This is a genomic window from Holdemanella porci (assembly GCF_019052655.1).
Taxonomy (GTDB): Bacteria; Bacillota_I; Bacilli_A; order Erysipelotrichales; family Erysipelotrichaceae; genus Holdemanella; species Holdemanella hominis.
Genome location: NZ_JAHQVB010000001.1, coordinates 1 through 20,830, shown reverse-complemented (window position 1 = coordinate 20,830; position 20,830 = coordinate 1). Strand labels below are relative to the sequence as shown.

The 20,830-nt window shown below is 34.8% G+C and carries 22 protein-coding genes and 1 other annotated feature; of the genes, 21 read left to right on the top strand and 1 reads right to left on the bottom strand.

The window, feature by feature from the left end; genetic code table 11:
• Positions 1 to 5: 5 nt before the first annotated feature.
• The 5 genes from rpsU (at position 6) to aspS (ending at position 5,252) form a co-directional block, all read left to right on the top strand.
• Positions 6 to 185, top strand: a complete 180-nt coding sequence (gene rpsU / locus KTQ83_RS00110; protein ID WP_003865021.1) for a 30S ribosomal protein S21 — start codon at positions 6 to 8, stop codon at positions 183 to 185.
• Between the two features lie 12 nt (positions 186 to 197).
• Entirely contained in the window at positions 198 to 1,184 is a 987-nt protein-coding gene (locus KTQ83_RS00105) for a PhoH family protein (protein ID WP_217255757.1), read from the top strand.
• Between the two features lie 59 nt (positions 1,185 to 1,243).
• Positions 1,244 to 1,978 (top strand): YebC/PmpR family DNA-binding transcriptional regulator, encoded by a 735-nt coding sequence (locus tag KTQ83_RS00100; RefSeq protein WP_117926353.1) that lies wholly within the window; start codon positions 1,244 to 1,246, stop codon positions 1,976 to 1,978.
• Positions 1,978 to 2,167 (top strand) — a binding site (T-box leader). (Overlaps the previous gene by 1 nt.)
• A 38-nt stretch (positions 2,168 to 2,205) precedes the next feature.
• Complete coding sequence (hisS, locus tag KTQ83_RS00095) at positions 2,206 to 3,513, top strand: histidine--tRNA ligase (protein WP_186998408.1); 1,308 nt, start codon at positions 2,206 to 2,208, stop codon at positions 3,511 to 3,513.
• A 2-nt stretch (positions 3,514 to 3,515) separates the two neighbouring features.
• Positions 3,516 to 5,252, top strand: a complete 1,737-nt coding sequence (aspS, locus tag KTQ83_RS00090; RefSeq protein ID WP_217255756.1) for an aspartate--tRNA ligase — start codon at positions 3,516 to 3,518, stop codon at positions 5,250 to 5,252.
• Positions 5,253 to 5,297: 45 nt separating this feature from the next.
• Here the strand turns inward: aspS and KTQ83_RS00085 are convergent, their stop codons facing one another.
• On the bottom strand, positions 5,298 to 5,879 hold the full coding sequence (locus KTQ83_RS00085; protein ID WP_117925653.1) for a hydrolase: 582 nt from the start codon (positions 5,877 to 5,879) through the stop codon (positions 5,298 to 5,300).
• A gap of 279 nt (positions 5,880 to 6,158) precedes the next feature.
• On the opposite strand from KTQ83_RS00085, the gene truB reads away from it, so the two are divergent.
• The 16 genes from truB to KTQ83_RS00005 all read left to right on the top strand — a co-directional run bounded on the left by truB (position 6,159) and on the right by KTQ83_RS00005 (position 20,616).
• Positions 6,159 to 6,983 (top strand): tRNA pseudouridine(55) synthase TruB, encoded by an 825-nt coding sequence (truB, locus tag KTQ83_RS00080; RefSeq protein ID WP_186998405.1) that lies wholly within the window; start codon positions 6,159 to 6,161, stop codon positions 6,981 to 6,983.
• On the top strand, positions 6,983 to 7,960 hold the full coding sequence (ribF, locus tag KTQ83_RS00075) for a riboflavin biosynthesis protein RibF (protein WP_244975702.1): 978 nt from the start codon (positions 6,983 to 6,985) through the stop codon (positions 7,958 to 7,960). Before truB ends, ribF begins: the two co-directional genes overlap by 1 nt.
• A gap of 38 nt (positions 7,961 to 7,998) precedes the next feature.
• Positions 7,999 to 8,328: an Asp23/Gls24 family envelope stress response protein gene (locus KTQ83_RS00070; protein ID WP_186998403.1), complete on the top strand. Its 330-nt coding sequence runs from the start codon at positions 7,999 to 8,001 to the stop codon at positions 8,326 to 8,328.
• 34 nt (positions 8,329 to 8,362) lie between these two features.
• Positions 8,363 to 9,259 (top strand): 5'-nucleotidase, encoded by an 897-nt coding sequence (locus tag KTQ83_RS00065; RefSeq protein ID WP_217255755.1) that lies wholly within the window; start codon positions 8,363 to 8,365, stop codon positions 9,257 to 9,259.
• Positions 9,260 to 9,637 (top strand): transcription antitermination factor NusB, encoded by a 378-nt coding sequence (nusB, locus tag KTQ83_RS00060; RefSeq protein WP_117925648.1) that lies wholly within the window; start codon positions 9,260 to 9,262, stop codon positions 9,635 to 9,637.
• Positions 9,634 to 10,965 carry an exodeoxyribonuclease VII large subunit gene (gene xseA / locus KTQ83_RS00055; protein WP_217255754.1) on the top strand — a complete coding sequence of 444 codons (1,332 nt, stop codon included), beginning with the start codon at positions 9,634 to 9,636 and terminating at the stop codon, positions 10,963 to 10,965. The genes nusB and xseA overlap by 4 nt, the downstream gene beginning before the upstream one ends.
• A 1-nt stretch (position 10,966) precedes the next feature.
• The gene (gene xseB, locus KTQ83_RS00050) at positions 10,967 to 11,176 is read left to right on the top strand and encodes an exodeoxyribonuclease VII small subunit (RefSeq protein ID WP_117925646.1); all 210 of its coding nucleotides are present in this window, start codon (positions 10,967 to 10,969) and stop codon (positions 11,174 to 11,176) included.
• On the top strand, positions 11,163 to 12,011 hold the full coding sequence (locus KTQ83_RS00045) for a polyprenyl synthetase family protein (protein WP_199593212.1): 849 nt from the start codon (positions 11,163 to 11,165) through the stop codon (positions 12,009 to 12,011). Before xseB ends, KTQ83_RS00045 begins: the two co-directional genes overlap by 14 nt.
• 88 nt (positions 12,012 to 12,099) lie before the next feature.
• Positions 12,100 to 13,962 (top strand): 1-deoxy-D-xylulose-5-phosphate synthase, encoded by a 1,863-nt coding sequence (gene dxs, locus KTQ83_RS00040; RefSeq protein WP_186998398.1) that lies wholly within the window; start codon positions 12,100 to 12,102, stop codon positions 13,960 to 13,962.
• Entirely contained in the window at positions 13,955 to 14,686 is a 732-nt protein-coding gene (locus KTQ83_RS00035) for a TlyA family RNA methyltransferase (RefSeq protein ID WP_217255753.1), read from the top strand. Before dxs ends, KTQ83_RS00035 begins: the two co-directional genes overlap by 8 nt.
• Before the next feature lie 104 nt (positions 14,687 to 14,790).
• A complete protein-coding gene (gene recN / locus KTQ83_RS00030) occupies positions 14,791 to 16,425 on the top strand; it encodes a DNA repair protein RecN (protein WP_217255752.1) in 1,635 nt (544 codons plus the stop codon).
• Positions 16,418 to 17,587, top strand: a complete 1,170-nt coding sequence (dinB, locus tag KTQ83_RS00025) for a DNA polymerase IV (RefSeq protein ID WP_117925642.1) — start codon at positions 16,418 to 16,420, stop codon at positions 17,585 to 17,587. The genes recN and dinB overlap by 8 nt, the downstream gene beginning before the upstream one ends.
• Positions 17,584 to 18,237, top strand: coding sequence for a tRNA1(Val) (adenine(37)-N6)-methyltransferase (locus KTQ83_RS00020; RefSeq protein WP_186998394.1), 654 nt, complete (start codon positions 17,584 to 17,586; stop codon positions 18,235 to 18,237). Before dinB ends, KTQ83_RS00020 begins: the two co-directional genes overlap by 4 nt.
• 19 nt (positions 18,238 to 18,256) lie before the next feature.
• A complete protein-coding gene (locus KTQ83_RS00015; protein ID WP_186998392.1) occupies positions 18,257 to 19,159 on the top strand; it encodes a tyrosine-type recombinase/integrase in 903 nt (300 codons plus the stop codon).
• A 3-nt stretch (positions 19,160 to 19,162) separates the two neighbouring features.
• Positions 19,163 to 19,996 carry an Mrp/NBP35 family ATP-binding protein gene (locus KTQ83_RS00010; protein WP_117925639.1) on the top strand — a complete coding sequence of 278 codons (834 nt, stop codon included), beginning with the start codon at positions 19,163 to 19,165 and terminating at the stop codon, positions 19,994 to 19,996.
• Complete coding sequence (locus tag KTQ83_RS00005; protein ID WP_117925638.1) at positions 19,996 to 20,616, top strand: M48 family metallopeptidase; 621 nt, start codon at positions 19,996 to 19,998, stop codon at positions 20,614 to 20,616. Before KTQ83_RS00010 ends, KTQ83_RS00005 begins: the two co-directional genes overlap by 1 nt.
• Positions 20,617 to 20,830: the final 214 nt, after the last annotated feature.

Here is a 20,830-nt window from a genome sequence, read left to right as displayed (position 1 = left end):
TGAATATGCCAAAAGTAGTTCTTAAAGAAAACGAAGGACTTGATGACGCTTTAAGAAGATTTAAACGTCAGGTTTCTCGTAATGGCACCCTTGCTGAGGCGCGCAAAAGAGAATTTTACGTAAAACCAGGTGTACGCAGAAAGTTAAAATCTGAAGCTGCACGTAAAGCACGTAGAGGTAAATAATCTGCATTTTTAATGCAGATTTTTTTCTTGAGGAGGAGATTTGTGGCTTTTTTTGAATTTGATTGTTCCGACAGAACATTTGAAGAGATTCAGATTTTTGCAGGATTTCAAGATTCCAACTTGGATATGTTGAGTAAATGCTTTAAATCTGTATGTATGATTCGTGACCAGAAAATCAAAGTGGAAGTAAACGAGACTTTAGATACACATTTAGTAGAAGAAGTCATTGCGGCTTGTTTTTCAATTATTGATACGCAGCATCGTTTAAATTCACAAGATGTAAGCTATATTTGTTCTTTGGCTTTTAAAAATCGTTTAAAAGATTTTAAGGCTCATCAGCTACAGGCTGTATGCAAGACGAAAACAGGTAAAATGATTTATCCAAAAACAATTGGACAAGCTATTTTATGTGATGCGATGCGTCATAATGAAATTATTTTTGCGACAGGTGTTGCTGGTACCGGTAAAACATATCTTGCGGTAGCTTATGCGGTGAGTATGTTAAAGAGTGAACGGGTCGAAAAAATCATTCTTACACGTCCAGCTGTTGAGGCAGGGGAATCTCTTGGCTTTTTACCTGGCGATATGAAGGAAAAAGTAGATCCTTATTTAAGGCCTTTATATGATGCATTAAATGAGATGCTTGGCTTAGAAACAGTTGAAAAATATGTGGAGAAACAAGTCATTGAAATTGCACCTTTAGCGTTTATGCGTGGACGTACTTTAAATGATGCCGTTGTGATTTTGGATGAAGCACAGAATGCGACGTGTGCGCAGATGAAGATGTTTTTAACGCGTATGGGTAAAAATTGTAAAATGGTTGTAACGGGAGATGTTACACAGATTGATTTGATCAAGAAAAAGGATTCAGGTTTGATGCAGGCTTGTACAATCTTGGATCATATTGATGGTATTTCAATTATTCATTTGGAAAATAGTGATGTAGTTCGAAATCCATTGGTTCAAAAAATTATTGAACGTTATGCCAAGGTTGAATAATTTGACTTTGACTGTTATAATAATTAACTGTAAAAAATAAATTGAAAGGTGATAAATCTATGGGAAGACATTTTGAGGTTCGTGCTGCAGCAATGCAGAAGACAGCCAATGCGAAGGCAAAAATTTATTCAAGATATTCTAAAGAGATTTTAGTTGCTGCAAAGAACGGTGACCCTAATCCAGATATGAACCAAACTTTAAAGAAGGCGATTGATCGTGCAAAGGCAAACAACGTGCCTGCAGACGTAATCAAGCGTGCTATCGAAAAAGCGAAAAGTAGTGCAGATGAAAGTTATTCAAGTGCTCGTTATGAAGGATTTGGACAGGGTGCTGGATCTACAATCATCATTGATTGTTTGACAGATAATGCAAACCGTACAATCGCAAACTTAAGAGCTTGTTTTAATAAATCGCACTCTAAATTAGGTGTTGGTGGATCTGTATCATTTGGATATGAACACTTAGGTGTAATCGTTATTCAATATGATAATGAAGAAGCTATGATGGATGCTTTATTAGAAGCAGAAATCGAATTAAATGACATTGAAATCGAAGAAGGATATATGACAATTACGGTGGATCCAACACAATTGGATGACGCAAAAGTTGTTGTTGAAAAATTGATTCCTGATGTTAAATTTGAAGTCTTAGAAGATAAGATGATTCCAAATGAAGAAGTTGAACTTCACGGTGAAGATTTAACTTTATTTAAACGTTTAGTTACTTTACTAGATGAAGTTGATGATGTACAAAATGTATATCACAATGTTTCAAACCTAGATGAAGCTGAATAATTAATCCTAAGAAAAAGAAGAAAATAAGGATATACTGTAGAGAGAAAATGGTTGGTGAAAATTTTCGTAGAATACTTATTGGGACACTTTGGAGGAGTTGGACAAAAACCAACCGTTCGTCGCGTTAAGACTTGAGGTGTATACTTTACGTATAAAATAAGGTGGTACCGCGTTTAAAACGTCCTTATATCAGGGCGTTTTTTTGTTTATTTAAAGGAGGAAAACGCATGGCATATCAAATTCCTAGAGGTTGTCAGGATGTATTTGGAAATGAATCCTATAAATGGCAAGCTCTTGAACAAACATTAAGAAGTTTCTGTTACATGTACAATTATGATGAAATTCGTACACCTATTTTTGAACATACAGAAGTCTTCAAAAGAGAAAATGATTCAAGTGACATGGTAAACAAAGAAATGTATACTTTTAAACTTGAAAACTCAAAAACATCATTAACACTTCGCCCAGAAGGAACTGCAGGAGTTGTTCGTAGTTTTGTTGAAAATAAAATGTTCGCAAATCCTGATCTACCCGCAAAATTCTATTATATGGGACCTATGTCAAGACATGAACGTCCTCAAAAAGGGAGAATGCGTATTTTTAACCAGTTTGGTGTAGAGGCTTTAGGTGTTAAAAGTCCTTATGTCGATGTAGAAACAATCGTACTTGCATTCTCAATTCTTAAATCACTAGGATTAAATGATATTAAAGTATGTCTAAATACATTAGGTGATGATGAGTCTCGTGCAAACTATCGTAGTGCATTAAAAGAATATTTTGCTCCTTATGTAGATGAGTTGTGTGGAGATTGTAAACGTCGTTATGAACAAAATCCATTACGTATTTTAGACTGTAAAGTAGATCATGATCATGAATGCATGAAGAATGCACCTAAGATGTCAGACTATTTAAATGAAACCAGTCAAGAATACTTCAATACAGTATGCGAATTATTAGATAAATTAGAAATTCCTTATGAAGTAGATGACAAGTTGGTTCGTGGATTGGATTACTATACTCATACAGTATTTGAGATTGTATCTATGAATTCAGAAATGGGTGCACAATCCACAGTTTTAGCAGGTGGACGTTATGATGGATTGATTTCATATTTTGGTGGACCCGAAGGCATGAGTGGTATTGGATGGGCTCTTGGTATGGAACGTCTATTGATTGCCTTAGAAGCTGAAGGTATTGAATTGGAACAAAAACCGGCATTAGATGCTTATGTAATGTGCCTTGATAAAGAAGCTAGAACCTATGCTTTTGAAGTGTTGACTGAGCTTAGAGCATATGGATATCGTTGCGATATGGATATGATGGAAAGAAGCTTTAAGGCACAATTTAAGGCTGTGGATCGCGCCAAGGCTAAACTTGCGATTTTGATTGGTAAATCGGAATTAGAAGAAAAGAAAGTCACAGTTAAAAATATTGCACATAAAGAACAAGAAACTATTAGTGTTGAAGAATTGATTCCATATGTTGATTCTTTATTAGTAGAAGAAAATCATCATCACGAACATGAAGGAGAATAGAAATGTATAGAACTCATAACAATGGAGAATTGCGTCTTCAAGATGTAAATTCAGAAGTCACTTTATGTGGCTGGGTTGCGAAACGCCGTAATTTTGGAGCTTTGGTCTTTATCGATTTAAGAGATCGTTATGGTATTACACAACTTGTATTCAATGAAGATATAGCAACACAAATCAGTGATGTACGTAATGAATATGTACTACAAGTAAAAGGAACGGTTGTTGAAAGAAAAGACAAAAACCCTAAGCTTGAAACGGGGGAAATTGAAGTTGTAGTTCGTGAAGTAAAAATTGTTAATACAGCTATCACCACACCAATTATCATTGCGGATGAAACAGATGCTTTAGAGGATACTCGTTTAAAATATCGTTATTTAGATTTAAGAAGACCAGTTCTTCAAAAGAATCTAATCTTAAGAAACCGTATAACTTTATTAGTTCGTAACTACTTAGCTAAATATGGCTTTACAGAAGTGGAAACACCTATTTTATGTCGTTCGACTCCAGAAGGTGCACGTGACTATTTAGTGCCTAGTCGTATTAGTAAAGGGGAATTCTATGCACTTCCACAATCGCCACAGCTATACAAACAGTTATTGATGGTCGGGGGAATGGATCGCTACTTCCAAATTGCTCGTTGTTTTAGAGATGAAGATTTAAGAGCAGACCGTCAACCTGAATTCTCACAGATCGATATTGAAATGAGTTTTGTGGACGAAGAAGACATTTGGTCAATGACAGAAGGTTTGATGAAAGAAATCTTCAAAGATATCAAAGGTATTGAACTACCAGAATTTAAACGTATTCCATATGATACTTGTATGGAAAGATATGGTTCAGATAAACCAGATTTACGTTTTGACATGCCTTTATATAATGTCAGTGAAGTATTCGCAAACACTGAATTTAAAGTATTCGAAAATTGCTTAAATGAAGGTGGCATCATCCAGGCTATGAATGTTAAAAATGGAGCGGACAAGTTCTCAAGAAAACAATTGGATAAACTACAAGATTATGTAAAAGTATATGGTGCAAAAGCACTTGCCAACTTAAAATTAACAGCCGAAGGCTTTGCGGGAAGTGTCACAAAAGTTTTATCCGATGTCGAAAAAGAAGCATTGCGTACAATGTTGAATATCGAAGAAAATGATATTGTATTCTTCGTAGCGGATAAGAAGAAAGTGGCTCAATCCTCACTTGGTGCATTGCGTGTGAAATTAGGTCATGATTTAGATTTGATCAACAAAGATGCCTATGAATTCTTATGGGTTACTGATTTCCCAATGTTTGAATATGATGAAAATGAAAACCGTTATGTAGCGGCTCACCACCCATTCACATCACCTAACTTAGAAGATGTCGATAAATTGTTGAGTGATCCAGCACATTGTTATTCTAGAGCTTATGACTTAGTGTTAAACGGCTATGAATTATTATCAGGATCCATTCGTATTCATGATCAAAAGCTTCAAGAAAAAGTATTTGAAGCTATCGGTATGACTTTAGAAGAAGCACATGAAAAATTCAGCTGGTTTATGGATGCATTCCAATATGGAACTCCACCTCATGGAGGTGTAGGTATTGGTCTAGAACGTTTAACTATGATTTTAGCTGGTACAGACAACATTCGTGATGTAGTCGCATTCCCTAAAACAGCAAGTGCATCGGATTTAATGGCACAGGCACCAAGTCCTGTAGATCCAGCACAATTAAAAGAATTGGGTATTGAAACAAAGTAAGACAGGAATTTTTTCCTGTCTTTTTGTATAAAAAAAACAAGTCATCTAGACTTGCTTATCTAAAAAATATGTAGCCTCCATATCGGCAGTACTTAGCGCAAAGGCAAGCGGGAATAATTCAAAAGCTTTACCCACATTATTGACTGGGTCGCTTCCAGAAAATCCCATATGATAACGAATCGCAAACGCTTCTTCACGAGTTATACGCATGAATGGCTGAATCATATAGACACTTTTTTCACCATGACCAAATGGAATATTGTCTTCAAATTCAAAAACATCCACTTGATGCCACTCACCATCGATTTTCTTGTTTCTTGTACCTTTTTTATAGACATTGATCTTACATACATCATGAAGTAGGGCTACAAGAGCAATGGTTTCATCGCTGTAGCGCATATTGTACGTATCTTGAACTCTTTGTCTTGATAAATAGTCCTTTAAACAATGATACACATGTACACTGTGTTCACAAAGACCACCTTCCATGTTGCCATGAAAACGTGTGCTTGCAGGGGCCGTAAAAAAATCAGAGTGAACTCCTTCTAAGAATTCTAGAAAGGTATCGGCACCTTCACGTTGGATATTTTCTTTATATATTTGAATAAATTCTTCTTTTGCGTTCATACTTTTTACCTATTTAAAAAGCCCAAGAACATGAGATCTTTCCCTGTTAAGTACAGGTGGGTAATCTGTGAATAGCATTAGGATCCCCACGCGTAGCGGGTCTTCAACACAACAATTCAACATCCGATTTCCCTTATCTCGAGTGTAGGAAAAATTAATGTCCTTAGGCACCTCTATAATAACGAACTTCATATTAGAATACAAGTCTTGACTTTTTAGTGCCAGATGTGCATAGTTGCAAGTACCCTTAAAAACAAGTAAAATATAAAAGGTGAAATTATGGATGGAATTTTAATTATTGATAAACCGTATGGTATGACAAGCCATGATGTTGTGAATTGGCTTCGAAAAAAATATAAACAAAAAAAATTTGGACATACAGGTACACTAGATCCCAACGCAACCGGAGTTTTAGTTGTTCTTTGTGGAAAGTCGTGTAAATTATTACAGTTTTTAAGTGATACAGATAAAGAATATGTTGGGCAGATCGAATTTGGTAAAAGTACATCAACCGATGATATTTGGGGTGAAGTGGAAGTTGAAAAAGAAATGAATTTGGATTTTTGTTTTTCAGAGGAACTTCAAAAATTTGTTGGTAAGAACCATCAATTGGTGCCAAAGACTTCCAATAAAAAAGTGAATGGGAAAAAATTAATGGACTATCAAAGAGAGGGACTTGAAGTTCCTAAAGTCTATAGCGATATTGAAATTTATTCGATGGAAGATCTTGGTGACTACAGTTTTAAAGTGGCATGTTCGAGTGGAACGTATGTTCGTAGTATTTGTCGTGATTTGGCTTTAAACACAAATAATCTAGGTTGTATGAAAAGTTTAAGACGAACTAAAGTTGGTCGCTTTACAATTGATCAGGCTCAAACACTAGAAGATCTTGAAACACAAGAACCTGTCTTATATCCTTCAATCTATGTATTGGATCATTTAGATAAGATTGACTATCAACCGATTCAAGATGTGTACCAAGGAAAACGCATTCGTTTAGATAATCAAAATCAAGAAGTATGTATTGTAGATGCAGGTGAGCCTATCGCAATCTATGAAAAAGAGCGTGAAGGAATTTTTAAGAGTAAAAGAGGTCTATGGTAATGGAAGTCATTCGTATTGATTATTTACATGTACAAGAAAATTTGCCAAAGAGTTCTTGTTGTATAGGCTTCTTTGATGGCCTACATACAGGGCATCAGGCATTGCTTGAGAATTGTATTGCCAAAGCCAAAGAGTTAAACATTCAAAGTGGTTTGATCACATTTGATCCAGATCCTTGGAAAATCTTTTTTCCAGATTGTGTATGTCGTCATATCACAACGTTAGAAGATCGTATCCACTTGGCAAGCGTGATGGGTATTGAAGTGATGTATGTCATTACTTTCTCTAAGGATTTTGCTGCTTTAGATGTTGATGCCTTTCATATACTGTTAAAAAAGATGAATGTAGCACATATTACTTGTGGATTTGATTTTAAATATGCTTCAAAAAATACAGGGAATGTTGATACAATTTCTTCACAAAACTATTTTGATGTTTCAGTGATTGCCAGTGTAAATTCGAAAAACGAAAAAATCTCATCCAGTCGCATTGAGCCACTAATTCAAAGTGGCAAGATGGATTTAGCCAATGAATTATTAGGCTATATGTATTCAATCGAAGGTGTGATTGAGCATGGCTTTAAACGTGGCAGCACACTCTTGAAGTTTCCAACCGCAAATCTTGGGGCAAATCCCGATTATTTAATGCCTTCCAGTGGTGTTTATGCAGGCTTTGTATATGTGGATGATACATTTTATGGGGCTATGATCAATGTGGGAAATAATCCTACTTTTGAAAATACAAAAATTTCTATTGAAGCGCATATCTTTGATTTTGATCAAGATATTTATGAACGACAAGTACGCTTTTTCTTCTTGAAAAAGACGCGGAATGAGATTCGTTTTGATGGTTTTGAAGCCTTAAAGAAACAGTTGCAGAGTGATATTGTTACTTGTAAAAATGTAATTTTGTATGAAAAGCAATATGTTGCGAAAACCGCATCACTTTGGGATGCGAAAGTTTTTGAGTTTAAATAACTTTTTTGGTATACTAAAAGAGAAGTGAAGGTGAAAATATGGCGAAAGAATATATCGAGCTAGAACCAGGCAATGAATATGGTGTTATTTCTTTAAATAAATCAGTTTTTTCTACAATCGCAAAGAACGTGATCGAAGAAGATGAAAATGTTCAGATTGCCGAAGGAACAAAACCATTTAAGACAGGAATTGTCACTCGTGTAGAGGGCAATAAATTGACTTTATCAATTCCTGTAAAAGTGAACCACAAATCAAATGTAAGTGATGTTTGTTTAAATCTACAAAACAAGATCTTTGAAAGTATTTCTTATATGACAGACTTTAAACCTGAAGCGATTGAAATTCAGGTGACTGGATTTATTTTTTAAGGAAATCTTTCAAAGGTTTCCTTTTTTCAATTTTATGAGTGTATCTTTTGAAAATTATCTTGTGGTAGGTATTAGTTCAAGAGCTTTATTTAACTTAGAAAAAGAAAATGAGGTTTTTGAAAAAGAAGGATTAGACGCATATCGTGACTATCAAATTGTTCACGAAAATGATGTGTTAAGTCTGGGTAGTGGTTTTGTGTTAGTTAAAAACTTATTAAACATCAATAAACTCGCGAATCGAAAACTTGTTGAAGTTATTGTGATGTCAAGAAACAGTGCGGATACGTCTTTGCGTATCATTCACTCACTTGAGTATTATGATATGGACATTGGTCGAATGGTTTTGAGTGGTGGAGAAGACATCAGTCGTTATTTATCGGCGTTTGGTGTCGATTTATTCTTATCGTGTAATGAAAATGACGTATCTAATGCGATTCATGCAGGCTTTGCGGCCGGTATGATTTATGCCAGAGATACTAAATATAGTTTTCCTGATAATCAGATTCGTATCGCCTTCGATGCGGATGCCGTATTATTTTCGGCTGAATCGGAAAAGATCTATCAGGAACATGGTTTAGAAGCATTCAATGAAAATGAAATTCTAAACCAGGATGTTGCCTTACAAAAAGGTCCAATGGCTTCTTTACTAAAGAGTTTATCTTGGCTTCAAAATGAAACTAAAGATTTAAATGTATTAAGAACAGCGATTGTGACAGCACGAAACAAAGATACGGGTGTTCGTGTAATAAAAACTTTAAGAGCATGGAATATTGTCGTAGATGAAGTATTCTTTATGCAAGGAGCTAAAAAAGCGGATGTATTAGCTTGTTTTGGCGCCAATATATTTTTTGATGATCAAGATGTGCATGCCGGGCCTGCAAGTGATGTAGTTCCAAGTGCGCGCGTACCATATAAAGAAGGAGAAATGTAGATGAATAGACATGAACAACGTCTAGTTGCGATGCAAAGTGTGTATCAACACTTATTATTAGGAAAGGATATTCGTAAATGTGTATTTGATGTAATGAAAGGTTCAAATGACATTGATGGATATTTATATAGTTTAACAATTGGAACTGTTGAAAACAAAGAAGCTTTTGAACAAAAAATCAATGAATTATTACGTGATGACTGGGATTTTGATCGTTTAAGTATGTTAGAACAAGCCATTCTTTTAATTTCTTTCCAGGAAATCTTGGCAAACGATACACCGAAAGCTGTTGTAATCAACGAAGCGATTACTTTGGCTAAAAAGTATTGCGATGATAATTCTTATAAATTATTAAATGGAGTTCTTGACCAGCTATGAGAAATGAAATGGTTGTAAGTATTTCTAGTGTTATTGCTCGCATTAAAAATGTTTTAACACAAACCATGGATCTGGATGGTATCTGGATTCAGGGTGAAATCAGCAACCTGACAAAACACAGATCGGGACATTATTATTTTTCTTTGAAAGATAAAAGTGGAGAAATGAGTTGTGTTATGTTTTCAAGTTATGTATCACGTTTAAACTTCAATGTAGAAGAAGGTATGCGCGTTTTAGTTTCAGGAAGCATTAATGTGTATGAGCAAAGGGGCAGTCTTCAGCTTGTGATTCGTCAAATGAAACAAGATGGTTTAGGTGATTTATATCTTGAATTTGAAAAAAGAAAACAAGATCTTTTAAGGGCTGGATATTTTGATGAAAGTCATAAAAAGACTAAACCTGACTATATTGAAAATATTGGTGTTGTAACTGGGGCACAGGCTGCTGCCTTACAAGACGTATTATCAACCATTCAAAGACGTTGGCCGATGATGAAGGTCACTTTATATCCTAGTTTAGTGCAAGGTAGTTTTGCACCTAAAAGTTTGATTCAATCCTTGAAAGAGGCTGATACACATAATCATGATGCCTTATTGATTGTTCGTGGTGGAGGAAGCTTTGAAGATTTGTTCTGTTTTAATGATGTCCAGCTTGTAAAGACGATTTACAGTTTAAATACATATATTGTCAGTGGTGTAGGTCATGAAGTGGATACAACATTATGTGATCTTGTCTGTGATCATCGAAGTGTTACCCCTACAGCAGCTGCACAATGGGTGACTTTGGATCAATATGAAGTGATGACTCAAATTTTAAAGGATGCAGAATTGTTGAGGCAAAACATGTCTATGATTTTAAATCACAACAAGTTAAAACTGGATTCATATAAGAATCATCCGTATTTGAAGGACCCAAAATCTTTTATTATAGAAAAACAATTAAAACTAGATGGCTACAATACACAATTTGAACATATACTAGAGATAGAGCTGCAAAAGAAAAATGTCATCAAGAATTATACGCAACAGATGCATTTGCGTATGATGAATGTAGTAAAGGTACAAGAAAATAAACTTTCTATGGTGCCTGAAAAATTAAGATCGAATATGCAAGTTTTACTACAAAATTCTAGACATTCTTTACAAAAAAATTGTGCTTTATTGGATGCCTATTCACCTTTAAAGGTACTTTCTCGTGGTTATAGTATCTCAAAGATTGAAGATAAAGTTATTAAGAATGTCAAAGATGTCGAAAGTGATGATATAATGGTGACAAGAGTAAATGATGGAGTGATCACTTCATGTGTTGTATCCACTAAGGAGGAATAAAATGGCCGCTAAACAAATGAAATTTCAAGAGGCGATGAAGCGATTGGATGAAATCGTGACTTTGTTAAATAATAATGAATTGGAGCTTGAAGAGGCCATGTCATTATTTGAGGAAGGCTTGAAATTGAGTGCGCAATGCGAAAAACAATTAAAAAAATTTGAAACAAAAATGGATCAGTTGATGGAGGTGAATCAAGATGATGGTGAATAAAGAATTTGAAGATTATTTATTGATGCGAGTACATGAAAATGATGATAGTCGTACAAAAGATGCGATGGCCTATTCATTGATGAATGGGGGTAAGCGTGTACGTCCTACCTTGCTGTTTTCTGTACTAGAAGGCTATGGAATCGATGCTAGAGTTGGTTATCCTTGTGCTTGTGCCATTGAAATGATTCATACATATTCATTGATTCATGATGATCTTCCAGCCATGGATAATGATGATTTGCGTCGTGGTAAACCAAGTTGTCATAAAGCTTATGATGAGGCAACTGCCATTCTTGCAGGCGATGGACTATTGACGAAGGCATTTGAAGTTGCATTGGATAGTGAATGTAGTGCTGAACAAAAAGTGGCTTTAGTAAAGGCTCTTTCTTGGTATTCCGGGATTGATGGCATGATTTATGGACAAACTTTAGATTTACAGTCTGAAAATGATCTAAATCCAACACTTGCACTTTTACAGGAAATTGATCACTACAAGACTAGCAAATTATTAACATTACCATTGGTTTGTGGATGTATCTTAGCGAATAAATTCGATGATGTGGAACACTTCCGTAAGATAGGTCTTGTCTTAGGTCTAGAATTCCAGATGCAGGATGATATTTTAGATGTTACGGGTAGTGAAGAAGTTGTTGGAAAATCATTAAGCGATGAAGATAATCATAAAGTCACAGCTGTATCTTTATTAGGACTTCAAGGCGCTAGGGATATGGTCGCAAGCTATGATGAAACAATTCGTAAAGAATTGGGATATGTGAGCTGTGATGTGACTTCACTGTCAAAAGTATTGGATACTTTATTAAAGCGTACATATTAATATATGGAATTTCTTTGAAAAAAGGGGTATATTAATAATAGCTAAAACTAGTCTTTAGCGGACTAGTTTTTTTAACGAGGGTTATAAAATGAGAAAGATTAGTCAAGTGTATGACATTGAGTCACCTAGTCAAATCAAAGATATGTCAATCGATGAGCTTACACAATTGTGCAGTGATATTCGAACCTTTTTAATCGAGTCGATCTCGAAAACAGGCGGGCATTTATCAAGTAATCTTGGAATCGTCGAAGTCACAGTTGCGATGCACTATGTCTTTGATTCACCAAAAGATAAAATGATTTTTGATGTAGGACATCAATGTTACACACATAAAATATTAACAGGCAGGTCCATTCAATTTGCGACATTACGTAAAAAAGGTGGGCTTTCCGGATATCAAAAGCGAAGTGAAAGTAAGTATGATTGTTGGGAAGCAGGACACTCTTCTACTTCTTTATCTGCCGCCCTAGGCTATGCGATTGCACGTGATTTAATGCACGAGGATTATCAAGTTATTGCCGTAATTGGAGATGGCTCATTAACGGGTGGTATGGCACTTGAGGCTTTAAATGATATTGGTTCTAAACAAAAGAAAATGGTCATCATCTTTAACGATAATAATATGTCGATTTCAAAAAATTATAGTGGTGTTGAAAAACGAATTACAGATATGCGTGCTTCTCACTTATATATCGATTTAAAACATGATGTAAAAAATAACTTAAAATCCAATAAATTAGGAGCTAACGTATTAAATACATTGTCACATTTCCGTGATAAGATCAAAGATGAAGTGATCGATGCCCCATTATTTAAGGAGTTTAACTTAGATTATATGGGTCCTGTCGATGGTCATGATATCGCAAGTCTGATCAAAGTTTTGCAGGCTACCAAAGAACATGATGGTCCAATTGTCATACATGTTTTAACGCAAAAAGGAAAAGGCTATAAATTTGCAGAACAAGACAAGGTTGGTAAGTGGCATGGAGTAAGTCCGTTTGATGTCGTAACGGGAAAATCTTTGAGTTTACTTCCACCAAATGAAATTTCCTGGTCACAGGTGATCTCAAATACGGTTATGGATCTTGCAGAAAAAGATAAAAGTATTGTCGCAATCACACCCGCTATGGCGCAGGGTAGTAAATTATTAGAGTTTCAAAAACGCTATCCAGATCGATTCTTTGATTGTGGAATTGCAGAGCAGCATGCCGTGACAATGGCTTGTGCTATGGCTTTAGGTGGACTAAAACCCTTTGTGAGTATTTATTCGTCTTTCCTTCAAAGAGCTTATGATCAAGTGAATCATGATATGGCTAGAATGAATGTACCTGTTGTGATTGGAATCGATCGTTGTGGTTTAGTAGGAGATGATGGTGAAACGCATCAAGGTGTCTTTGATATAGCGATGCTTAGAAGTATACCAAATCTTGTCTTATCTCAGCCTAAAGATGCCAAAGAAGCACAGAATATGATTTATACAGCCTTTGCCTCTAAGAAGCCATTTTGTGTGCGTTATCCTAGAGGAAATGTAAGGTACGCAAAAAACAAGTCGTACTCATTGATTCCAATTGGTACTTGGGAAAAATTTGTGGTTGGAACCCCAACGCAAATTGTGATCACGTATGGACCAGATGTGGATCATGTGATCAATAAGTCAAGAGAAAATCAGATTGGCTTACTTGTTGTCAATGCACGTTTCTTTAAACCAATCGATGAAGTTATGATGAAAGATTTATTAAAATTAAATCTTCCTATTACAGTTTATGAAACGGATATTAAGATGGGTGGCTTATCGAGTGCTATTTTAGAATACATGAATACATTGGATGAAAAGATTCATGTATTAGGTATTGATGATCATTATGTATGTCATGGTTCAGTTCGATCTTTACGTATTCAAGAAGGTATTAGCACAGAATGTTTATTTGAGGAATTAGAAAAACATGGATAAGATTCGTTTAGATAAAGCATTACTTAATCAGATATCGTCTCGTGCAAAAGCACAGGATATGATCAAAGATGGTAAAATAAGTGTCAATGGAAGAGTCATCACAAAGGCTAGTTTTTTAGTTGGGGATGAAGATGATATTATCGTAACACATACAGAAGATGAATTTGTATCTCGTGGTGCCTTTAAGCTAAAGGGTTGTTTAGATAAGTATAATGTGAATGTTCAAAATCAGGTTGTATTAGATATTGGAGCGAGTACAGGTGGATTTACAGATGTATGCCTTCGGTATGGAGCTAAAAAAGTATATGCCTTAGATGTAGGACATCTTCAACTTGCCAAAGAATTAGATCAAGATTGTCGTGTCATCAAAATGGAAGGGCACAATGCTCGTGAAATTGTACCGGAATGGTTTGATGAGGCTATTGATTTTATGTGTATGGATGTTAGTTTTATATCTTGTAAGACCATATTGGAACATATATTACGTGTTTTATCCATTCGCCATATTGCCATACTTGTAAAACCGCAATTTGAGTGTGGTCCTACTGCTTTGAATAAGCATGGAGTTTTAAAGAATTCTAAACTTGCCTTAAAGATCGTTGAAGATGTAAAATCTTTTTTATTTCAATATTATGGAAGCGTTGAAGCGATGCCAAGTATTCTAGAAGGAAGAAGTGGCAATCAGGAATATATGGTGTATGCCAAAGATTTAAGAATATCTTAATGTGAAGATATTCTTATTTTTTTGTTTTCGTGTTCACATGGATTATAATCGTTTATTTTCCTTTGGATTTAAGTTAAAATATTAAGTAGACATGAGGTGGTTTTGTGATTGAACAATTGTCAGTAAAAGATTATGTGTTATTCAAATCTTGTATCATAGACTTTAAAAATGGAATGAGTGTGATTACCGGGGAGACAGGTGCTGGTAAATCATTATTGATTGATGCGATTGGCTATTTGAGCGGAGATCGTATTAAATCAAATGTGATTCGTAATGGAAAAGATAAGGCAATCTTATCGATGGTTTTAACATCGAATGAAAAGGTCAATGCGATCTTAGAAGAGAATGGCTTTGAGGTTGATGATCAAGTGATTATTTCACGTACTGTTTTAAATAATAATAAGAGTACCGTACGCATCAATCAACAGATTACGACACTCTCTTTTGTACGTAAGATCGTCAATCTATTGGTCGATATACATTCGCAAATGGATACGTACCGTTTAATGGATACATCTGTTCAAATGGAATTGTTGGATAGTTATGCGAAGACTATGGGTTTGAAAGCTTCTGTAAATGAAGCGTATGTGAAGTACTCAAATGTCTTACATGAATTAGAAACTATAAAAAGCGAAGAATTTTCGGATGCCGAATTGGAATTTTTAACAGCGCAGCTGGATGAAATTGAGAATGCGAACGTTCAAGAAAATGAATTGGATGCATTAAATGATCAGATTCATGAGGCAACCAGCTGGTATAAAAATTCAGAGGATCTTTCGTCTTGTCTATATGAAATTGATAAAGAAAACGGAGCGTTAGATTCTTTATATACTTTATATAAACAAGCTTCAAAATCACCCATCTTAAATGACTATGAAGAATCATTCAAAAATTTATATTATTCTTTACAAAGTGTGGATGAAGAATTAAAGAATATGCGTGATACACATTCTAATGATTCTTTAGATTTGGATAGTCTGCAAAGTCGTCAATATTTGATCAAGAAATTATATCGTAAATATGGTGGTTCATATACGAGTTTAATGGAGTCTAAAAAGAGTATCACAGATAAGATTGATCGAATTATTCATCGTCAGGATGTGTTTGATAAATTAGAGAAAGAAAAAGAAGAATCGTTTACGTTGTATATGAAGTTGGCAAATGCATTGTCATTAAAAAGGAAAGAAGTCTTTTCTCAACTCGAATCAAAAGTGATGGAACATTGTAAAGACTTGATGTTAGAAAATGCTCGCTTTATGATTTCTTGTATGGAAAAGAAACCATCAAACAATGGAATTGATGACATTGAATTTCTAGTTTCTATGAATCCAGGACAGGATTTTTCAAGTTTAAGTGCTTCTGCATCTGGAGGAGAACTTTCAAGATTGATGTTGGCATTAAAAGTGGTGTTCCAAGCTTCGAATGGCATTGAAACGATCATCTTTGATGAAATTGACACGGGTGTGAGTGGTAAAGTTGCCTTAGCTATGGGTGCTAAGATGAAGGTTTTATCCAAAAATTACCAAGTTTTATGTATTACCCACTTGGCAAGTGTTGCCGTCTATGCCAATACGCATTATTTGGTCAATAAAAAGACATCCGCAAGTGAAACCATCACAAGTGTACAAGAACTTGATCAAGACAAAACGATTCAAGAATTAGCTGTAATGACAAGTGGGGAAGCGAGTCAAAAAGCGAAAGAATCGATGCAAGATCTATGGGTGAAGATTCATGGCTAGAGTCATATTACATATTGATTTAAATGCTTTTTTTGCGAGTTGTGAAGAAATAAAGAATCCGGATTTAAAAGAGTTTCCGGTTGCGGTAGGCTCCACTTCAAAACGAGGCGTGATTTCAACTGCAAACTATGAAGCAAGAAAATATGGTGTACATAGTGCGATGCCTGTTTATGAGGCTTTGCGTCTATGTCCAGATTTAGTATTGATCCAAGGTGATTATGGCTATTATCGTTCCATGTCAGCTCAGTTTTTTGCGTATTTAAAGACATTTACCCATCAAATTGAACCGGCGAGTATAGATGAGTGTTACATGGATGTAACGGATATTATTAAGCGTTATAAAAGGCCTTTGGATCTTGTGTTTGAAATTCAAAACGGTGTTTATGAAAAGTGTCATTTAAATTGTTCGATTGGTGTTGCTCCCAATCGTTTTCTTGCGAAAATGGCGAGTGACATGCGTAAGCCCAAAGGAATCACGGTTTTAAGAAAGTCGGAGCTTTCAACAAAACTATGGCCTTTAAAGATTCATGAAATGAATGGCATTGGTAAAAAGAGCGTGCCTATTTTAAATGAAATGGGTATTTATACGATTGGTGATTTTGCGGATGAAAAGAATGAACAAAAGATCATACATAGATTTGGTAAATCATCTTATTCTTTGATTCAAAAGGCAAGAGGGAATTCGAGTGCGACTCTATGTTATTCGACTACACAAAAGAGCATTTCGATTTCTAGAACATATTCCAATGATCTATATTCAATTGATGAAGTGAATAGTTGTCTTGAGAATATCGTTCGAGAACTAACGCATAAGATGCAGCAAGAAAACCAAAAAGGAAAACTTGTTACGTTAACTTTAAGAGATACAACGTTTCATAATGTGTGTCATAGTATGAATCTAAGTCAGTATGCGAATACGTATCCTATGATTTTTGGGGCTTGCAGGCAATTGTTAGAAGAATATTTTGAACCCATTGGCTATCGCTATATAGGTGTACATATTGGGTCTTTAAAAGATGTCAAACAGATTGTAGAACAGATTGATCTATTTGAAGCTCCACAAGAAAATACGGATTTTATATTGAATCGTCTGAATGAAAAAATGGATAGTAAATGTTTTATAAAGGCGAGTGATTTGTTGAAGAAGGAGGATGCCAGTTGAGTTTAACTTTAGATTATTTTATGGATGAAAACTTGAAGTTATATCAAGATAAAGAGCATTTTCGTTTTAATACGGATACGAAACTTTTAGCTAAATTTGTGCATTTAAAAAAGCAGGAGCGCATTTTAGATATTGGTACCAATAATGCGGCTTTACTCGTTTATTTTGATCAGTTTAATGTCAAAGAACTTGTGGGTGTTGAAATATTAGAACAGACTAGTAAGGTTGCTCAAAAGAATGCGGATATGTTTATCAAGCATCCTGTAAAAATTGTCAATCAGCCAATACAAAGGTATGAAGATGAATTGTTTGATGTGATTGTTTCCAATCCGCCATATTTTAAAATGGATGCCAATCAGCTTCCGGAACAATTAAATTTTCGCCATTTAGGAAGAATGGAAGAGAATTTGACTTTGGAACAATTGGTCTTTCATGCGAATCGATTATTGAAGAGTTATGGGCGCTTTTATATGGTGCATCGTCCGAATCGTTTAAATGAGATCAATAAGGTTTTGTATGCGAATCACTTTAATATTCGTAACTTGCAGTTTGCGTATGATCATCGTGACAACCAAGTAAAATCGGTGTTGATTGAAGCAATTAAAGAATCAAATTGTGATATGAAGGTATTAGAACCAATTTATATTTGATTTGTGTTATAATATTTTTATGGAATTAAAAGATGCATTTGAGGATTACCGCTTATATTTGAATGTTCTACAAAGAAAATCAAAGAAAACGCAACAATCGTATCTTCATGATATTGAGGTGTATTTAAATTTCTTAGGTAAAAGAAATATTTTGTTGTGCGAAAACATTTCTGTTTTGGATATCGAAGACTTTTTGAATGTCTATGCCGAAGATCACATTACCTCGAGTGTCAATCGTATGATTGCGAGTATTCATTCTTTTCATTTGCAGATATCGATTGCGCATCCTGAAGTCAAAGATGTATCTTTATTAATTCATGGGATGAAATCATCAAAGCATCTGCCTGTTTATTTGTCGGTGGATGAGGTTAAGAAATTTTTTTCATCTTTTCAAGACAATGAGATTGATCAATATAATAAAACGATATTAGTTGTATTATATTCTTGTGGTTTGCGTGTAAGTGAGCTTTGTGAGTTAAAGTTGAATGATGTGCATTTGTCAGAAGGTATCTTAAAGGTCAAAGGTAAAGGGGATAAGGAACGTGTGATTCCGATTTCTTCGTATTGTATTTCACAGATGAAATACTATTTAGATTCTATTCGTAGTGTTTGGGATGTAAAGAATGTTTCGTATTTTTTTGTGAATCGTTTAGCCCGTCGTTGTACTCGGCAATATGTGCATTTAATGATCAAAAATAAAGTAAATGAATTAAATTTGAACCCTAAAATCTCAGCGCATAGTTTCAGGCATTCGTTTGCGACACACCTTTTAGATGGGGATGCGGATCTTAGAATCGTGCAGGAGTTATTGGGACATTCAAATATTCAAACAACGCAGATTTATACGCATATTCAAGATCAGCGTTTAACAAGTGTATATGATCGTTGTTTTCAAAAAATAGAAAAACAAAAGGAGGAATAGTATATGTCATGTGAAGGTTGTCCTTCTCAAGGAAAATGTGGTAAGAACAGTGAAACATGTGGAATTCAATCGAATCCAGATAACCACATAAAAAATATTATCACTGTAATGTCTGGTAAGGGTGGTGTTGGCAAATCTACTGTTACAGTTATGTTGGCAAAGGCCATGGCAAAAAAAGGCTTAAAAGTTGGGATTATGGATGCGGATATTACAGGTCCTAGTATTCCTAGACTTTTAGCTTTGACAAACCAGCATGCGTATGGAAATGAAAAGCAGCAATTGATTCCAATTGAATCAAAAGAAGGTATTAAAGTTATGTCTTTAAACTTCTTGGTACAATCTGAATCTGATCCAGTTATCTGGCGTGGTCCAGTCATTGGTGGGGTTGTTAAACAATTCTATACAGATGTTGTTTGGGGTGATTTGGATGTCTTATTGATTGATATGCCTCCTGGAACTGGAGATGTTGCTCTAACAATTATGCAGTCCATTCCAGTGCAGGGTGTTGTGATGGTATCTACACCTCAGCCAATGGTAAGTATGATTGTAGAAAAAGCTTGTCACATGTGTGAGAAAATGGAAGTCAAAGTTCTTGGTATCATTGAAAATATGGCGTATTTGGAATGTCCAAATTGTCGTGAAAGAATTGAATTCTACAAGAAGGAAGATGTGGAAGCATTGTGTAATTCAACTTGTACAAAATTATATGGAACACTTCCTATGTTGGATTTGATTCGTGATATCAATGAATATGATGCATATTCTAAAGAACAACAAGAAAAAGTAGATGCGTATGTAAGTGATATTGCGACTGAAGTCTTAGAAGATATTGCCTAATGGAGTATGTACTTCATCGTAAGTCCAATTGTAAAAAAATAAAAATACGTGTAATCAAAGGAGTCGTTCAGGTGAGCGCTCCTTTCTATGTTTCTAAAAGGGAAATTGATGATTTTGTCAAAGAACAAGAAACTTGGATCAAGAATCAATTAAGCAAGTATACTGTTTCAAAAGAAAATGATAAGATTCCTTTATTGGGTAACGAATATAGATTACATTATATTGATCAACGAAAGTGTTATGTTGAAGATTATGATTTATATTTGTATCCAGATGCAATGTTGATTCAACTATTTTTGAAGCAGAATGCCCAAAAGTATATTGATCTTCGTTTTGAATTCTTTTGCGAACAATTGCACATAAAGGATATTTCTTTACAATATGGCTTTTATAAAAGTAAGTGGGGTAGCTGCACACCAAGTAAACATAAGATTTGTTTCAATGTGAATCTTATATTTATGCCTTTAGAATTTGTGGATGCGATCATTCTTCATGAATTAGCACATTTGTATCATTTGAATCATTCAAAAGAATTCTATGATTTACTTTGCACTTGGATGCCAAACTATAAAGAGATCATGAAGAAAAATAAAAAGAATCCAATCCCAAATTTGTATTAAAAAAGGGTAACCAAAATCATTTAGGGTTTTAGCGCAATCATTTGGGGTCTAGTTCGGGGTCTGTGAATATTCGTTAAAATTTCAAATTCAAAAGAGATGTAAATCTGTATGTTGGTACATGCAGAAATGCATCTTTTTTTTAGTTGTGTTTTTCTTACTGTGATTATTAAATTGTAGTTATATTTTTATATTATTTTTTCTTATTATATGATCC

What these genes read in the sequence shown, in the direction of transcription:
- rpsU (WP_003865021.1), top strand. Translation starts at nt 6, where the DNA reads ATGCCAAAAGTAGTTCTTAAAGAAAACGAAGGACTTGATGACGCTTTA.
- KTQ83_RS00105 (WP_217255757.1), top strand. Translation starts at nt 198, where the DNA reads ATGCAGATTTTTTTCTTGAGGAGGAGATTTGTGGCTTTTTTTGAATTT.
- KTQ83_RS00100 (WP_117926353.1), top strand. Translation starts at nt 1,244, where the DNA reads ATGGGAAGACATTTTGAGGTTCGTGCTGCAGCAATGCAGAAGACAGCC.
- hisS (WP_186998408.1), top strand. Translation starts at nt 2,206, where the DNA reads ATGGCATATCAAATTCCTAGAGGTTGTCAGGATGTATTTGGAAATGAA.
- aspS (WP_217255756.1), top strand. Translation starts at nt 3,516, where the DNA reads ATGTATAGAACTCATAACAATGGAGAATTGCGTCTTCAAGATGTAAAT.
- KTQ83_RS00085 (WP_117925653.1), bottom strand. Translation starts at nt 5,879, where the DNA reads ATGAACGCAAAAGAAGAATTTATTCAAATATATAAAGAAAATATCCAA.
- truB (WP_186998405.1), top strand. Translation starts at nt 6,159, where the DNA reads ATGGATGGAATTTTAATTATTGATAAACCGTATGGTATGACAAGCCAT.
- ribF (WP_244975702.1), top strand. Translation starts at nt 6,983, where the DNA reads ATGGAAGTCATTCGTATTGATTATTTACATGTACAAGAAAATTTGCCA.
- KTQ83_RS00070 (WP_186998403.1), top strand. Translation starts at nt 7,999, where the DNA reads ATGGCGAAAGAATATATCGAGCTAGAACCAGGCAATGAATATGGTGTT.
- KTQ83_RS00065 (WP_217255755.1), top strand. Translation starts at nt 8,363, where the DNA reads ATGAGTGTATCTTTTGAAAATTATCTTGTGGTAGGTATTAGTTCAAGA.
- nusB (WP_117925648.1), top strand. Translation starts at nt 9,260, where the DNA reads ATGAATAGACATGAACAACGTCTAGTTGCGATGCAAAGTGTGTATCAA.
- xseA (WP_217255754.1), top strand. Translation starts at nt 9,634, where the DNA reads ATGAGAAATGAAATGGTTGTAAGTATTTCTAGTGTTATTGCTCGCATT.
- xseB (WP_117925646.1), top strand. Translation starts at nt 10,967, where the DNA reads ATGGCCGCTAAACAAATGAAATTTCAAGAGGCGATGAAGCGATTGGAT.
- KTQ83_RS00045 (WP_199593212.1), top strand. Translation starts at nt 11,163, where the DNA reads ATGATGGTGAATAAAGAATTTGAAGATTATTTATTGATGCGAGTACAT.
- dxs (WP_186998398.1), top strand. Translation starts at nt 12,100, where the DNA reads ATGAGAAAGATTAGTCAAGTGTATGACATTGAGTCACCTAGTCAAATC.
- KTQ83_RS00035 (WP_217255753.1), top strand. Translation starts at nt 13,955, where the DNA reads ATGGATAAGATTCGTTTAGATAAAGCATTACTTAATCAGATATCGTCT.
- dinB (WP_117925642.1), top strand. Translation starts at nt 16,418, where the DNA reads ATGGCTAGAGTCATATTACATATTGATTTAAATGCTTTTTTTGCGAGT.
- KTQ83_RS00015 (WP_186998392.1), top strand. Translation starts at nt 18,257, where the DNA reads ATGGAATTAAAAGATGCATTTGAGGATTACCGCTTATATTTGAATGTT.
- KTQ83_RS00010 (WP_117925639.1), top strand. Translation starts at nt 19,163, where the DNA reads ATGTCATGTGAAGGTTGTCCTTCTCAAGGAAAATGTGGTAAGAACAGT.
- KTQ83_RS00005 (WP_117925638.1), top strand. Translation starts at nt 19,996, where the DNA reads ATGGAGTATGTACTTCATCGTAAGTCCAATTGTAAAAAAATAAAAATA.